The sequence below is a fragment of the Escherichia whittamii genome, from assembly GCF_014836715.1.
Taxonomy (GTDB): domain Bacteria; phylum Pseudomonadota; class Gammaproteobacteria; order Enterobacterales; family Enterobacteriaceae; genus Escherichia; species Escherichia whittamii.
This window is the reverse complement of sequence record NZ_JACSQI010000005.1, coordinates 174478-189005: the sequence shown is the minus strand read 5'-3', so window position 1 is coordinate 189005 and position 14528 is coordinate 174478. Positions and strand designations below refer to the sequence as shown.

Sequence of the window (14528 nt, the reverse complement as noted above, 5' to 3'; positions counted from 1 at the left end):
TTTCTAAAAATAATCCGGCTAGTATAAGGCATACAACCAAAAGGAGCGCATCATGATCGACTGGCAGGATCTTCATCACTCTGAATTATCGGTTTCTCAGCTTTATGCCCTATTACAACTGCGTTGTGCGGTATTCGTCGTCGAACAAAACTGTCCTTATCAGGATGTCGATGGTGACGATCTGGTAGGTGAAAATCGTCACATTCTCGGCTGGCAAAACGGGAAACTGGTAGCGTATGCGAGGATTCTGAAAAGCGATGATGATCTCGAACCGGTGGTGATTGGTCGGGTGATTGTCAGCGAAGCTTTGCGGGGCGAAAAAGTGGGGCAACAACTGATGCGTCAAACGCTCGATTCATGCGCGAGTCACTGGCCTGATAAGCCTGTTTACCTTGGTGCGCAGGCACATTTGCAAAACTTTTACCGCAGTTTTGGCTTTATCCCCGTAACGGATATTTACGAGGAAGATGGTATTCCCCACATTGGGATGGCGCGCGAAGTCATTCAGGCGTAATCGATAACCGTTGTCTATAGTTAGTGGCAGGTTTTAAGCAAATGGAGAATGAGAATGTCTAATCAATTTGGTGATACACGCATCGATGACGACCTGACGTTGCTGAGTGAAACACTGGAAGAAGTGCTGCGCTCCTCTGGCGATCCCGCCGATCAGAAATATATTGAGCTGAAGGCGCGAGCAGAGAAGGCGCTGGATGATGTGAAAAAAAGAGTCAGTCAGGCTTCGGACAGCTATTACTATCGGGCGAAGCAAGCGGTTTATCGCGCCGATGACTACGTTCATGAAAAACCGTGGCAGGGGATTGGCGTTGGCGCTGCGGTTGGTTTGGTATTAGGACTGTTGCTGGCACGCCGTTAAAACCTCCCTACACTGGGGTACTGCATTTTTTTTGCAGTACCCCGTATAATGTGAGGCTTTTAACAGGGAGAGGTCCGCGTGCAATCACTCACTACGGCGCTGGAAAATCTATTGCGCCATCTGTCGCAAGAGTTTCCAGCGACGCCCGGCATTCGGGTTTTTGATATTCCTTTCCCATTAAATGACGCCTTTGATGCCTTAAGCTGGCTGGCCAGCCAGAAAATGTATCCACAATTTTACTGGCAACAACGCAATGGTGATGAAGAGGCTGCCGTGCTGGGGACAATAGCCAGCTTTTCGTCGCTGGCGCAGGCGCAGCGTTTTCTCCGACAACACCCGGTTCACACCGACTTACGTATCTGGGGGCTGAATGCGTTTGACCCTTCCCAGGGCAATTTACTTCTCCCGCGGTTGGAATGGCGACGCTGTGCAGGCAAAGCGACCCTTCGACTGACCCTTTTCAGCGAACACTCCCTTCAGCAAGATGCATATCAGGCAAAGGAATTCATTGCTGCTCTGGCAAACATTAAACCGTTGCCAGCCCTGCATTTAACCATCACCCAAGAAAATCACTGGCCGGACAAACCAGGTTGGACGCGGTTAATTAAACTGGCGACCGACACCATTGCTGAAGGTGAACTGGATAAAGTGGTGTTGGCGCGGGCGACCGACCTGCATTTCTCCGATTCAGTTAACGCGGCGGCAATGATGGCTGCCAGCCGTCGGTTGAACCTGAACTGCTATCATTTCTACATGGCCTTTGATGGCGAAACCGCGTTCCTGGGTTCATCTCCTGAGCGGCTTTGGCGGCGGCGTGACAAAGCGTTGCGTACTGAAGCACTGGCGGGGACTGTTGCGAATCATCCTGATGATAAACAGGCGCAGCAACTGGGCGAGTGGCTTATGGCGGATGATAAAAACCAGCGCGAGAACATGCTGGTGGTGGAAGATATCTGCCAGCGATTGCAGGCAGATACCCAGACACTCGATGTATTGCCGCCGCAGGTGCTTCGTCTGCGTAAAGTGCAGCATCTGCGTCGCTGTATCTGGACTTCACTCAACAAAGCGGATGATGTGATCTGTTTACATCAGTTGCAGCCAACGGCAGCGGTGGCAGGCTTACCGCGCGATCTGGCGCGGCAGTTCATCGCCCGGCACGAACCGTTCACCCGTGAATGGTATGCCGGTTCTGCGGGTTATCTCTCATTACAACAAAGCGAATTATGCGTTTCCCTGCGCTCGGCGAAAATCAGTGGCAATGTCGTGCGATTGTATGCCGGAGCGGGTATTGTCCGAGGCTCAGACCCCGATTCAGAGTGGCAGGAAATCGACAACAAAGCGGCAGGACTGCGCACTTTATTACAATTGGAATAGTAATGAGTCGCATCATTACCGATTCATATCAATAATCTATTTTTGTAGCTCCTTATACTTAGCCGCAATATTGATACCGGACAAACTCATGTCAGTAAGCGCATTTAACCGACGCTGGGCGGCGGTCATTCTGGAAGCATTAACACGTCATGGCGTCAGACACGTCTGCATCGCCCCTGGCTCTCGTTCTACGCCATTAACTCTGGCGGCGGCGGAGAATTCCGCATTTATTCACCACACTCATTTTGATGAGCGTGGGCTGGGGCATCTGGCGCTGGGGCTGGCGAAGGTCAGCAAACAGCCAGTGGCGGTGATAGTGACTTCCGGCACGGCGGTAGCGAATCTCTATCCTGCGTTGATTGAAGCGGGGTTAACCGGAGAAAAACTGATCCTGTTAACCGCCGATCGTCCTCCGGAACTGATTGACTGCGGCGCAAATCAGGCAATTCGTCAGCCGGGTATGTTCGCCTCTCATCCTGCGCATAGCATTTCGCTACCGCGCCCGACTCAGGATATTCCCGCCCGTTGGCTGGTTTCTACTATCGACCACGCTTTAGGCACGCTGCATGCGGGCGGAGTCCATATCAACTGCCCGTTTGCCGAACCGTTATATGGTGAGATGGACGATACCGGACTTAGCTGGCAACAACGTCTTGGCGACTGGTGGCAGGGCGACAAACCGTGGCTGCGTGAAGCGCCTCGTCTTGAGAGTGAAAAACAGCGCGACTGGTTCTTCTGGCGGCAAAAGCGCGGCGTGGTGGTTGCCGGGCGCATGAGTGCGGAAGAGGGCAAAAAAGTTGCCCTGTGGGCGCAAACTCTTGGCTGGCCGCTGATTGGCGATGTGCTGTCGCAAACCGGGCAGCCGCTGCCTTGTGCCGATCTCTGGTTAGGCAATGCCAAAGCGGTGAGTGAGTTGAAGCAGGCGCAGATTGTCGTGCAACTTGGGAGCAGCCTGACGGGCAAACGGTTACTGCAATGGCAGGCAAGCTGTGAGCCAGAAGAGTACTGGATTGTTGATAACATCGAAGGGCAGCTTGACCCGGCACACCACCGTGGGCGTCGCCTGGTTGCCAATATTGCCGACTGGCTGGAGCTGCATCCGGCTGAAAAACGTCAGCCCTGGTGTGTGGAGATCCCGCGTCTGGCTGAACAGGCAATGCAGGCAGTTGTTGCCCGCCGCGATGCTTTTGGCGAAGCGCAACTGGCGCACCGCATCAGCGACTATCTGCCACAACAGGGGCAACTGTTTGTCGGTAACAGCCTGGTAGTGCGTTTGATCGATGCTCTCTCGCAACTTCCGGCAGGTTATCCGGTATATAGCAACCGAGGGGCCAGCGGTATCGACGGCCTGATCTCAACGGCTGCAGGCGTTCAGCGGGCCAGTGGTAAACCGACACTGGCGATTGTTGGCGATCTTTCCGCACTTTACGACCTGAACGCGCTGGCCTTGTTACGTCAGGTTTCCGCGCCGCTGGTATTAATTGTGGTGAACAACAACGGCGGGCAAATTTTCTCGCTGCTGCCGACGCCGAAAAGCGAGCGCGAGCGTTTCTATCTGATGCCGCAAAACGTCCATTTTGAGCACGCTGCCGCGATGTTTGAGCTGAAATATCATCGCCCACAAAACTGGGATGAATTTGAATCGGTTCTGGCAGGCGCGTGGCGCATCCCAACCACCACGGTGATTGAAATGGTGGTTAACGACACCGATGGTGCGCAAACCCTCCAGCAATTGCTGGCGCAGGTAAGCCATTTATGATCCTGCACGCGCAGGCAAAACACGGTAAGCCAGGTTTACCCTGGCTGGTGTTTTTGCATGGTTTCTCCGGCGATTGCCTCGAATGGCAGGAAGTCGGCGAGGCGTTTGCTGATTATTCGCGTTTATATATTGATCTCCCCGGACACGGTGGTTCGGCGGCAATTCGTGTCGGTGGTTTTGCTGATGTCACCGACTTACTACGTAAAACCCTTGTTAGTTACAACATACTAAACTACTGGTTGGTGGGATATTCGCTTGGTGGACGGGTGGCGATGATGGCGGCTTGTCAGGGGATGTCGGGACTGAGTGGCGTGATTGTCGAAGGTGGGCATCCTGGGCTGCAAAGTGCTGAACAATGTGCGGAACGCCAGCTTTCCGATCACCGCTGGGCGCAGCGTTTTTGCTCAGAACCGTTAACGGCGGTGTTTACCGACTGGTATCAACAGCCTGTTTTTGCCTCGCTCAATGATGATCAACGCCGGGAGCTGGTGACGCTGCGCAGCAACAATAACGGCGCAACCCTTGCCGCTATGCTGGAGGCCACTTCTCTCGCCGTTCAGCCTGATTTACGTGCTAACCTTAGCGCCCGCACATTTGCGTTTTATTATTTATGTGGTGAACGTGACAGCAAATTCCGCGCTCTGGCGGCGGAACTGGCTGCCGACTGCCATGTCATTCCTCGCGCCGGACATAACGCGCACCGGGAAAATCCCGCTGGCGTAATCGCAAGTCTGGCGCAGATCTTGCGTTTCTGACTAAAGGACACAATATGATTTATCCTGATGAAGCAATGCTTTACGCACCGGTTGAATGGCACGACTGCTCCGAAGGTTTCGAGGACATTCGTTATGAAAAATCCACCGACGGTATCGCAAAAATCACCATTAATCGTCCGCAGGTGCGCAATGCCTTCCGTCCTCTGACGGTAAAAGAGATGATCCAGGCGCTGGCGGATGCACGTTATGACGACAACATTGGCGTGATCATTCTGACTGGTGCAGGCGATAAAGCGTTCTGCTCTGGCGGTGACCAGAAAGTGCGTGGCGACTACGGCGGCTATAAAGATGACTCTGGCGTACATCACCTGAACGTGCTGGACTTCCAGCGCCAGATCCGTACCTGTCCGAAACCGGTCGTCGCGATGGTAGCAGGTTACTCCATCGGCGGCGGTCACGTTCTGCACATGATGTGCGACCTGACCATTGCGGCAGAAAATGCCATCTTCGGTCAGACTGGCCCGAAAGTCGGTTCCTTCGACGGCGGCTGGGGCGCGTCTTATATGGCTCGCATTGTCGGGCAGAAAAAAGCGCGTGAAATCTGGTTCCTGTGCCGTCAGTACGACGCAAAACAGGCGCTGGATATGGGCCTCGTGAACACCGTTGTACCGCTGGCCGATCTGGAAAAAGAAACTGTCCGCTGGTGTCGCGAAATGCTGCAAAACAGCCCGATGGCGCTGCGTTGCCTGAAAGCTGCACTGAACGCCGACTGTGACGGTCAGGCGGGGCTGCAAGAGCTGGCGGGTAACGCCACCATGCTGTTCTACATGACGGAAGAAGGTCAGGAAGGTCGTAATGCTTTCAACCAGAAACGTCAGCCTGATTTCAGCAAATTCAAACGGAATCCGTAATGCGTAGCGCGCAGGTATACCGCTGGCAGATCCCCATGGACGCGGGGGTGGTTCTGCGCGACAGGCGGTTAAAAACCCGCGACGGGCTGTACGTTTGCCTGCGCGAGGGCGAGCGCGAAGGGTGGGGGGAGATCTCCCCACTACCGGGCTTCAGTCAGGAAACCTGGGAAGAGGCGCAAAGCGTGCTACTTGCCTGGGTAAATGACTGGCTGGCAGGCGATTGCGAGCTACCGCAGATGCCTTCCGTCGCCTTTGGCGTAAGCTGTGCATTGGCGGAGCTGGCAGACACGTTGCCGCAGGCGGCAAATTACCGTGCTGCGCCACTGTGTAATGGCGATCCTGACGATCTGATCCTCAAACTTGCCGATATGCCTGGCGAGAAAGTGGCGAAGGTCAAAGTAGGATTGTACGAAGCAGTACGCGACGGAATGGTGGTGAATCTGTTGCTGGAGGCGGTTCCGGATCTGCATTTGCGTCTTGACGCGAATCGCGCATGGACGCCGCTGAAAGGCCAGCAGTTTGCCAAATACGTTAACCCGGATTATCGCGACCGCATCGCTTTTCTCGAAGAACCGTGCAAAACCCGCGATGATTCGCGTGCGTTTGCCCGTGAAACCGGCATTGCCATTGCCTGGGATGAAAGTCTGCGCGAGCCAGATTTTGCCTTTGTGGCGGAAGAAGGCGTACGTGCGGTGGTTATCAAACCCACGCTCACGGGCAGCCTGGAGAAAGTGCGCGAGCAGGTAGAGGCGGCGCATGCGCTGGGGCTGACGGCAGTGATCAGTTCTTCCATCGAATCGAGCTTAGGTCTAACGCAACTGGCGCGGATTGCTGCCTGGTTAACGCCAGACACTATTCCGGGGCTGGACACGCTGGATCTGATGCAGGTGCAGCAGGTTCGTCGCTGGCCGGATAGCCCGCTGCCTGTCGTGGACGTTGATGCACTGGAGCGACTGTTATGATCTTTTCTGACTGGCCGTGGCGTCACTGGCGGCAAGTGCGGGGAGATACCGTTGCCTTACGTCTCAATGACGAGCAACTTAACTGGCGCGAGCTTTGTGCTCGCGTTGATGAGTTAGCTGCGGGCTTTGCCGCACAGGGTGTGGTTGCGGGCAGTGGCGTGATGCTACGGGCGTGGAATACGCCGCAAACGCTGCTGACCTGGCTGGCGTTACTGCAATGTGGTGCGCGAGTGCTGCCCGTGAATCCGCAACTGCCGCAACCATTGCTTGAGGAATTGCTGCCAAATCTCACTCTGCAATTTGCGCTGGTGCCGGAAGGGGAAAACACGTTTCCGGCGTTAACGTCGCTGCATATTCAGGCGATCGAAGACGTATATGCCGCTGCGTGGCAGCCGACACGTCTTTGTTCGATGACATTAACCTCCGGCTCCACTGGCTTGCCAAAAGCCGCTGTTCATACTTATCAGGCCCATCTTGCCAGTGCTGAAGGGGTGTTATCGCTAATTCCGTTTGGTGAGAACGATGACTGGCTGCTTTCTTTGCCACTGTTTCACGTCTCTGGTCAGGGAATTATGTGGCGCTGGTTATACGCTGGTGCGCAGATGACGGTACGCGATAAACAACCGCTAGAGCAAATGCTGGCAGGTTGTACTCACGCCTCGCTGGTGCCGACGCAGCTCTGGCGTTTGCTGGTTAACCGTAGTTCAGTTTCCCTGAAAGCGGTGTTGCTTGGCGGTGCGGCTATCCCGGTCGAGTTGACGGAACAGGCGTGCGAGCAGGGGATTCGTTGCTTTTGCGGCTATGGTCTGACGGAGTTCGCTTCCACGGTTTGCGCGAAAGAAGCGGACGGTCTGGCTGACGTCGGTTCGCCGCTGCCGGGTCGGGAAGTGAAAATCGTTAATGATGAAGTGTGGCTGCGGGCTGCCAGCATGGCAGAAGGTTACTGGCGTAATGGGCAGCTGGTGCCGCTGGTTAATGACGAAGGCTGGTACGCTACGCGCGATCGCGGTGAGATGCATAATGGCAAGCTGACCATTGTCGGACGTTTAGACAATCTGTTCTTCAGCGGTGGCGAAGGCATTCAGCCAGAAGAAGTCGAACGTGTGATTGCCGCGCATCCTGCGGTTTTGCAGGTGTTTATCGTCCCTGTCGCAGACAACGAGTTTGGTCATCGGCCGGTAGCGGTTGTGGAGTATGACCAGCAAAGCGTTGATCTCAGCGAATGGGTGAAAGACAAGCTGGCCCGTTTTCAACAACCGGTGCGTTGGCTAACGCTGCCGCCTGAACTGAAAAACGGCGGCATTAAGATTTCACGTCAGGCGCTAAAAGAGTGGGTGCAACGCCTGCAATAATTAACCATCGGTTTTACTTCTCATTTTTACCATTCCATTGTCATTGATAATGGGTTTACATGTTAATCTGTAAATTAATATGAAAATTCTTATCTAACAGGGAGGTGCAATGGAGTGGTTAGTAAAAAAGACGTGTTGCGGTGCGGCAAAAAATCGCCATGTATTGGTCCTTAGTGATACCAGTGGTGCTCTCAAAATGATTGCCGAAGTGTGCAACGATGTCATTGTTCAGCCTGGTGATTTACTCTCACCGCTACAGGATGCGATGTACTGCATTAACCGGGATACACAACGCACAATTAAAGTTATTGATGCCCGAAGCTACAGTGGCGAAGAGTGGGAGAATGTACGCAAAACATCCAGAAATCGTCAGTGATTTTTATTTCGAACTGGCAGGAAAATCAGCGTTAATCCACCCATAATACTGGCTACTCCAAGCAGTGCCTTCACAGAAAAAGTTCCTTCCCAGCCGGGAAGTACCATTGATGCAATCCATACCAGTACATAACTCATACTCAGTAAGGCGTAGGCTTTGCTGAGTGCCAGCCGATGCAATGCCTTATACCAGCAAAAAACGGAGATCAGATAACCAACCAGGCCGACGATCAGCATCCGGGCACCGAAATCAAAAGCCAAAAGCGCAGCGATAAAATCCCACAACTGCGTCATCGGCGGCAGATGACTCGCCGCAAAACCGAGGCTTAATTGCGCAGCAGAAGCAATAATGACGCTGAATAATCCCCACATCAGGCCCATTACACCGTGCTCCCCAGAATCACAATGCCGCCAATAATGAAGGCCACCCCACACCAGTGACGAAAAGACACAGGTTCGTGCCACAGTTTTACTGCTGCCAGCGTCACCCAGACAAAATTCAGGCTCAACATCGGGTAGGCAATACCCACCGGTATGTTCTGCAATACCAGCAGCCAGAGCAGCATTGCCAGCCCCAGACAAACCAGTGCCAGCCCCAGCCACAGCGCAATATGTTTGCGCCGTTTGTTTATCGCCACAAAGCACGTCGCCTGTTTCTGGCAGAGTTGCCCGGCAACACTAAGCAAGCTGGCAAAGACTAATATCAGCCAGATCATTTAGGCCGATACTGAAAGAGCACCAGACGTCCCTGATGATCGGTGGCGTCAGCAGGTGGAATGGGGAGACTGTTAATGTCTTCATCGTGGTCAACCGAAAGCACGAGAGTAATAATCCCCTCCTGGCGATGTTGAGTAAGCCAGCTGGCGAAATCATCACCGCTGACAAATCTGCCTTTCGCATCCGGATAATTGAGGCCATATTTCAATTCACCCGTTTGGCGATACATGATGATGTCATCGCGTTGCAGGCTCCATGCCAGACCTGCGGCAACACCGACGCTATCAGTAAGAATATAGCGGCTCGGCTGGAGTGACTCTTGCGTCATCTCAACAAAAAACTGCGGATGTTTGCCTTCCATGACTCTGTCGGGGATCGCAATACCCACAAGCAACGCCAGCCCCAACGGACAAAGCGCCGCAAAAGGCCAGTTTTTTTCCACGTTCGTTAATGTATACCAGCCGAAAAATGCCCACAGCGAAAAAATCGACCATGAGCAAAAGACTTTATAGATTTCGAAAGTTTGCCAGACTGGCGTGCTCATTGGTCCCCAGGGAGAGACAACAAACGTGGCAATAATGCCAGTAACGCCAAATGCGATATTGATCCAGCCATTAATCCGCAACGTCAGCGGATTATTTTTTGCTGCCTGCAAAGCGTAATACGCCATCAACATCGCTAAAGGCGCAAAGCAGGAGAGAATATAGGTGGGTAATTTGCCTTTGGCGATGGAGAAAAACAGCAGTGGCATTACCGTCCAGCTCAACAAATAGACGGTTGCGGAATGGCTGCGGTTTTTCCAGCCAGCACGCAGCGCGCCGGGGAGTAATCCCAGCCACGGCAGGCTACCGGCAATGATAATCGGCAAGTAGTACCAGAACGGGGCTTTGTGTTGGGCATCGTCCATCGCAAAGCGTTGAATATGCTCAATCCAGAAAAAATAGTGCCAGAAGTCAGGCTCCCGTTGCGCTATTGCCAGCCCCCAGGGGAGAACCGTCAGTACGCAACTGATGATTGCCAGCCAGCCGTAAATAAAGAGATCTTTCCAGCGTTTTTGCGCTGCTACCCACGGCAGCACACTTAATACCGGCACGGCGAGGGCGAGGAAACCTTTGGTCATCACCCCCATGCCACATGTTAATCCCAGCAGTAAAAATCCCGCGCTTTTGCCTTTCCTGGTTTGTGCGTCCATTGCCAGCCAGAAGCTGCACATTCCCGCCACCAGCCAGAATGCGATGAATGGATCGAGTACAGCATAAGTGCCGATGGCGTAGACAATAAACAGCGAGAGATAAATCACCGCGGCGAGTAGTGCCAGACGTTTATCGCGCCATAAACGGAGAGTAAGCCAGGCCACCAGCGCGGCGGTTAACAGGGTCGCAAAGATAACGCCTGCCCGCACACCAATGTTATTCGCGCCAAATAACCATTGCCCAATACTGTTAATCCAGTATCCGGCAATCGGTTTTTCGAAATAACGTAGCCCTAACAGGTGGGGCACAATCCAGTCGCCGGAGGCCAGCATTTCCCGACTGATTTCCGCATAACGCGTTTCATCAGGTTGCCAAAGCAGACGATAATTAATCGGCAAGAGATAATAGACGGTAATAAACGCAAAGAATGCTGCGTAATAGCGAATGGATTTCATGGACGAGTTCCCGCAGCCTGCTGGCAACCCAGCCAGCCTTCACGTCCGGCAATAGTACCGCGAACAACTTGCCCGACAGGCAATGTCTCTGTTAGCAGCTCGCTTAATGGGCAAAACGTAATGCCTTCACGAGCGGCGCGTTTCAGGAGATCCACAAAATTCTGCTGATAAGCGCCGCCTTCAACTTCGGCATGAATGGTATAAACCGGCGTTCCTTTATCTCGCAGGATGCGGTTGAGTAGCCAGCCGTTAAAATCTTCCGCTTTCACATCCCGGCCAATCACTTCATCCCAGGTGGGTAACGTTACCGGTATTTGTGCAGTGCCGGGGAGCCCTGACTCGAGTAACGGACGAAACGGCATCACCCCGCGACAATCGCTGTTGTAGCGCAAATGGAACACTTCTTTTGCCTCAATCACTTGTTGATCGGCACGCCAGCCCGCGGCGGCGGAACAGGTTACCGGTTGGCCGATTATCTCTTCCAGCGTACGAAGACCGAGGGCGATATCGTTCACCATCGTTTGCCGACTCCAGTTACCGCTATGGGCTTGCCAGGCGTGATGATCCCAGGCGTGCAGGCCGATTTCGTGGTGTTTAGCCGCCTCACGAATGATGTCGGCGTTGGCATGAGCAATCTCTTTTCCTGGCCATGCTGTACCTGCCAGTAAAATATCCCAGCCATAAAGCGATGCCGCGTTTGAGCGCAGCATCTTCCACAAAAACTGTGGTTTCACCAGTCGCCAGAGATGGCGGCCCATATTGTCCGGGCCGACGCTGAAAAAAATGCTGGCCTGAATATTATGCTTACTCATGGTTTCCAGCAGACGCGGTACACCTTCGCGGGTACCGCGAAAGGTATCGACATCAATGCGTAAACCCACTTTGGTCATAATGATTTATCCGTAAGCTCGACAGTGCGCAGGAAGAAATCCAGCGTTTCATCGATGGTTTCCTGCATATCAATTTTCGGTTCCCAGTCCAGGCAGCGACGGGCATTGCGGATACTCGGTTTACGGTGCGCCACGTCCTGATATCCCTTGCCGTAGTAGCTACTGCTTTCTACTACGCGAAAGCCTGCAAACGGCGGGAAGTGGTGGCGCAGCGGATGCTTTTCAAAGCTTGCCAGCAGCATCTCGCCCAGTTCTTCAATACTCGCTTCGTTATCAGGATTGCCAATGTTGATAATCTCACCGTCACAGCGATTTCCCGTATTCTCGATAATGCGGAACAACGCTTCGATACCATCCCGAATATCAGTAAAGCAGCGTTTTTGTTTTCCGCCATCAATAAGCTTAATCGGTGAACCTTCCACCAGATTGAGAATGAGTTGTGTAATCGCGCGTGAGCTACCAATTCGCGCTGCATTAAGGTTATCCAGTCGTGGCCCCATCCAGTTAAACGGGCGGAAGAGGGTGAACTGCAAACCTTCTTTTTCACCATACGTCCAGATCACCCGGTCAAGTAATTGTTTTGACACCGAATAAATCCAGCGTGGTTTATTCACTGGGCCGACGATCAAATTAGAATGGTCTTCATCGAAATATTTATCGCTACACATCCCATAAACTTCTGAAGTCGACGGGAAGATGATTCGCTTACGGTACTTCACGCAGTAACGGATAATGCGCAGATTCTCTTCAAAATCGAGCTCAAATACGCGTAGCGGGTTGCGGGTATATTCAATCGGTGTGGCTATCGCCACCAGCGGCAATACGACGTCACATTTTTTGACGTGATACTCAATCCATTCGGAATGAATGCTGATATCACCTTCGACAAAGTGAAAATTCGGATGATTCAGAAAACGGCTTATCGCGTCACTACCAATATCCAGACCGTAAACTTCATAGTGATCTTCGCGCAGCAAGCGTTCTGTCAAATGGTTACCGATAAAACCATTTACCCCGAGGATCAACACTCGGGTACGGCGCCGCGCGGCGCAGGCAGGCTGGCTATTCAACCGTGAACCTTGCACCAGCCCCAGCGTTTGGGCTAATTGCGAGCCTTGCATGGTAATGCCGTCACCCGTCTGTCCGGTGACGATTTCCAGCGCGCCATCACCACAGGCAATCAGCAACGGAGCGACAGAAATCACGCTTCCCGGCCGTGCTGTGGACGTATGAGGATGTACGCGTGACGACCAGACGGTGAATTTCTGATTACCAACATAGCTGAAGGCGCCAGGCCACGGATCGGCGACGGCGCGCACCATGTTATGCAATACGGCTGCCGGTTTGTGCCACTCGAGGAAACTGTCCTCTGGTGTTCTGCGACCAAAACAGGTGGCTTCGTTCTCGCGTTGGGCGATTTCCAGAATATGACCGTGTTTGATGGCGGGTAACGTCTGTTCCAGTAACTGACGCGCGGCGTGACACAATTTATGATGCAGCGTAATGGCGATATCATCTGGCGCAATGGCAACGCGCAGTTGGGCAACAATGGCCCCGGCATCGGCGCGTTTAACCATTCGATGCAATGTAACACCCGTTTCCGTTTCACCGTTCACCAGCACCCAGTTCAGCGGCGCGCGACCACGATATTTCGGTAGCAGCGAACCATGCAGATTAAATGCGCCTGCGGGAGCGAGTTGCAAAATCTCGTTGCTAATGAGATGGCGATAATAAAAAGAGAAAATCACCTCCGGCGACAGTTGGGCAATGCGTTCCACCCACAGCGGATGATTAACGTCATCTGGCGCGTAAACTTGAATGCCTCTTTCCGCCGCCAGGCGAGCCACCGAACCATAAAAGGCTTTTTCGCCAGGATTATCGGTATGGGTAAAAATGGCGCTAATTTCATAACCGGCAGCAAGTAGGGCTTCAATACCGAGGCAACCCATATCGTGGTAGGCAAAAACAACGGCTTTCATTATTCATTTTCCTTGCGGGATGGACGGATAACTTGCTGAACAAAATAGCGGGGACGGGCGCGGACATCGGTGTAGATCCTGCCGATATATTCACCGAGTAATCCCATGCCAATAAACTGAGCGCCAATAAAGGTAAACAGCACGGCAAACAGCATAAAGACGCCTTCAGCTGCCCATTGCGGTCCGAAGGTCAGGCGTAAAATCACCAGCAGTACCGCAATGCTGAAACCCCCAATCGCAATCACGCTGCCGAGAAGACTCAGCATACGCAACGGCGTAGTTGTAAGGCAGGTTACCAGGTCGTACATCAAATTAATCAGACGCATAAAGCTGTATTTAGATTCGCCATACTCACGCTCGGCATGATGCACCGGAATTTCAATGGCGCGGCGAGCGAAGATATTCGCCAGAATTGGAATAAAGGTGCTGCGCTCATTGCAGTGCAACATGGCATCGATAATATGACGGCGATAGGCGCGTAACATACAGCCATAGTCGCCCATCGCTTTGCCGGTAGTGCGCTGAATAAGCCGGTTAATCATCTTCGATGCCGTTTTACGAAACCAGGTGTCCTGGCGATTCTGGCGCACAGTACCCACCACGTCGTAACCTTCATCGGCTTTTTCTACCAGACGGGGGATCTCCTCCGGCGGATTCTGGAGATCGGCATCAAGGGTAATAATTAAATCACCGGTAACGTGGCTGAAACCTGCCATGATCGCAGAATGCTGTCCGTAATTACGATTAAGCAAAATGGACACGATGTGGCTGCCCTCCGCTTGTGAGGCATCGACGAGCATTTGTGCGGAATTATCGCTACTGCCGTCATCAATCAGCAGGATCTCATACTCTTTCCCCAGTGTTTCGCAGGCTGCGGTGGTGCGCCTGATTAATTCCGGTAAGCTTTCCTGCTCGTTAAAAACAGGAATAACCACCGAGACTTTCTTAACAGGGTGGATTTCAAACATTGC

15 protein-coding genes are annotated in these 14528 nt (G+C 53.0%); 9 read left to right on the top strand and 6 right to left on the bottom strand.

Translation table 11 applies throughout. From position 1 onward, the window contains the following. The first annotated feature begins 52 nt into the window (after window positions 1-52). From H9644_RS10420 to pmrD, 9 genes are all read left to right on the top strand, one after another. A complete protein-coding gene (locus H9644_RS10420; protein WP_191774470.1) occupies window positions 53-514 on the top strand; it encodes a GNAT family N-acetyltransferase in 462 nt (153 codons plus the stop codon). A 54-nt stretch (window positions 515-568) separates the two neighbouring features. After that, entirely contained in the window at window positions 569-874 is a 306-nt protein-coding gene (gene elaB / locus H9644_RS10415) for a stress response protein ElaB (protein WP_064526644.1), read from the top strand. Between the two features lie 78 nt (window positions 875-952). Then, window positions 953-2248 carry an isochorismate synthase MenF gene (gene menF, locus H9644_RS10410; protein ID WP_191774468.1) on the top strand — a complete coding sequence of 432 codons (1296 nt, stop codon included), beginning with the start codon at window positions 953-955 and terminating at the stop codon, window positions 2246-2248. 88 nt (window positions 2249-2336) lie between these two features. Next, on the top strand, window positions 2337-4007 hold the full coding sequence (gene menD, locus H9644_RS10405; protein ID WP_191774466.1) for a 2-succinyl-5-enolpyruvyl-6-hydroxy-3-cyclohexene-1-carboxylic-acid synthase: 1671 nt from the start codon (window positions 2337-2339) through the stop codon (window positions 4005-4007). Further along, on the top strand, window positions 4004-4762 hold the full coding sequence (gene menH, locus H9644_RS10400; RefSeq protein ID WP_191774464.1) for a 2-succinyl-6-hydroxy-2,4-cyclohexadiene-1-carboxylate synthase: 759 nt from the start codon (window positions 4004-4006) through the stop codon (window positions 4760-4762). Before menD ends, menH begins: the two co-directional genes overlap by 4 nt. 14 nt (window positions 4763-4776) lie before the next feature. Beyond that, complete coding sequence (gene menB / locus H9644_RS10395) at window positions 4777-5634, top strand: 1,4-dihydroxy-2-naphthoyl-CoA synthase (protein WP_000640000.1); 858 nt, start codon at window positions 4777-4779, stop codon at window positions 5632-5634. Continuing rightward, on the top strand, window positions 5634-6596 hold the full coding sequence (gene menC, locus H9644_RS10390) for an o-succinylbenzoate synthase (RefSeq protein WP_191774462.1): 963 nt from the start codon (window positions 5634-5636) through the stop codon (window positions 6594-6596). The genes menB and menC overlap by 1 nt, the downstream gene beginning before the upstream one ends. Beyond that, entirely contained in the window at window positions 6593-7948 is a 1356-nt protein-coding gene (menE, locus tag H9644_RS10385) for an o-succinylbenzoate--CoA ligase (protein WP_191774459.1), read from the top strand. Before menC ends, menE begins: the two co-directional genes overlap by 4 nt. Before the next feature lie 109 nt (window positions 7949-8057). After that, a complete protein-coding gene (gene pmrD, locus H9644_RS10380; protein ID WP_064526664.1) occupies window positions 8058-8324 on the top strand; it encodes a signal transduction protein PmrD in 267 nt (88 codons plus the stop codon). On the opposite strand, the gene arnF is transcribed toward pmrD, so the two are convergent. Genes arnF through arnC form a run of 6 tightly spaced genes read right to left on the bottom strand, consistent with a single transcriptional unit; the run spans window position 8318 to window position 14525 of the window. After that, window positions 8318-8704: a 4-amino-4-deoxy-L-arabinose-phosphoundecaprenol flippase subunit ArnF gene (arnF, locus tag H9644_RS10375; protein ID WP_191774457.1), complete on the bottom strand. Its 387-nt coding sequence runs from the start codon at window positions 8702-8704 to the stop codon at window positions 8318-8320. The genes pmrD and arnF overlap by 7 nt on opposite strands. Then, window positions 8704-9039 (bottom strand): 4-amino-4-deoxy-L-arabinose-phosphoundecaprenol flippase subunit ArnE, encoded by a 336-nt coding sequence (arnE, locus tag H9644_RS10370; RefSeq protein WP_064526670.1) that lies wholly within the window; start codon window positions 9037-9039, stop codon window positions 8704-8706. The genes arnF and arnE overlap by 1 nt, the downstream gene beginning before the upstream one ends. Further along, window positions 9036-10688 (bottom strand): lipid IV(A) 4-amino-4-deoxy-L-arabinosyltransferase, encoded by a 1653-nt coding sequence (gene arnT / locus H9644_RS10365; RefSeq protein WP_191774455.1) that lies wholly within the window; start codon window positions 10686-10688, stop codon window positions 9036-9038. The genes arnE and arnT overlap by 4 nt, the downstream gene beginning before the upstream one ends. Then, complete coding sequence (gene arnD, locus H9644_RS10360; protein WP_064526676.1) at window positions 10685-11578, bottom strand: 4-deoxy-4-formamido-L-arabinose-phosphoundecaprenol deformylase; 894 nt, start codon at window positions 11576-11578, stop codon at window positions 10685-10687. Before arnD ends, arnT begins: the two co-directional genes overlap by 4 nt. Further along, a complete protein-coding gene (arnA, locus tag H9644_RS10355; RefSeq protein ID WP_191774453.1) occupies window positions 11575-13557 on the bottom strand; it encodes a bifunctional UDP-4-amino-4-deoxy-L-arabinose formyltransferase/UDP-glucuronic acid oxidase ArnA in 1983 nt (660 codons plus the stop codon). The genes arnD and arnA overlap by 4 nt, the downstream gene beginning before the upstream one ends. Then, window positions 13557-14525 (bottom strand): undecaprenyl-phosphate 4-deoxy-4-formamido-L-arabinose transferase, encoded by a 969-nt coding sequence (gene arnC, locus H9644_RS10350; RefSeq protein ID WP_191774451.1) that lies wholly within the window; start codon window positions 14523-14525, stop codon window positions 13557-13559. Before arnC ends, arnA begins: the two co-directional genes overlap by 1 nt. Window positions 14526-14528 lie beyond the last annotated feature (3 nt).

What these genes read in the sequence shown, in the direction of transcription:
- H9644_RS10420 (WP_191774470.1), top strand. Translation starts at nt 53, where the DNA reads ATGATCGACTGGCAGGATCTTCATCACTCTGAATTATCGGTTTCTCAG.
- elaB (WP_064526644.1), top strand. Translation starts at nt 569, where the DNA reads ATGTCTAATCAATTTGGTGATACACGCATCGATGACGACCTGACGTTG.
- menD (WP_191774466.1), top strand. Translation starts at nt 2,337, where the DNA reads ATGTCAGTAAGCGCATTTAACCGACGCTGGGCGGCGGTCATTCTGGAA.
- menH (WP_191774464.1), top strand. Translation starts at nt 4,004, where the DNA reads ATGATCCTGCACGCGCAGGCAAAACACGGTAAGCCAGGTTTACCCTGG.
- menB (WP_000640000.1), top strand. Translation starts at nt 4,777, where the DNA reads ATGATTTATCCTGATGAAGCAATGCTTTACGCACCGGTTGAATGGCAC.
- menC (WP_191774462.1), top strand. Translation starts at nt 5,634, where the DNA reads ATGCGTAGCGCGCAGGTATACCGCTGGCAGATCCCCATGGACGCGGGG.
- menE (WP_191774459.1), top strand. Translation starts at nt 6,593, where the DNA reads ATGATCTTTTCTGACTGGCCGTGGCGTCACTGGCGGCAAGTGCGGGGA.
- pmrD (WP_064526664.1), top strand. Translation starts at nt 8,058, where the DNA reads ATGGAGTGGTTAGTAAAAAAGACGTGTTGCGGTGCGGCAAAAAATCGC.
- arnF (WP_191774457.1), bottom strand. Translation starts at nt 8,704, where the DNA reads ATGGGCCTGATGTGGGGATTATTCAGCGTCATTATTGCTTCTGCTGCG.
- arnE (WP_064526670.1), bottom strand. Translation starts at nt 9,039, where the DNA reads ATGATCTGGCTGATATTAGTCTTTGCCAGCTTGCTTAGTGTTGCCGGG.
- arnT (WP_191774455.1), bottom strand. Translation starts at nt 10,688, where the DNA reads ATGAAATCCATTCGCTATTACGCAGCATTCTTTGCGTTTATTACCGTC.
- arnD (WP_064526676.1), bottom strand. Translation starts at nt 11,578, where the DNA reads ATGACCAAAGTGGGTTTACGCATTGATGTCGATACCTTTCGCGGTACC.
- arnA (WP_191774453.1), bottom strand. Translation starts at nt 13,557, where the DNA reads ATGAAAGCCGTTGTTTTTGCCTACCACGATATGGGTTGCCTCGGTATT.
- arnC (WP_191774451.1), bottom strand. Translation starts at nt 14,525, where the DNA reads ATGTTTGAAATCCACCCTGTTAAGAAAGTCTCGGTGGTTATTCCTGTT.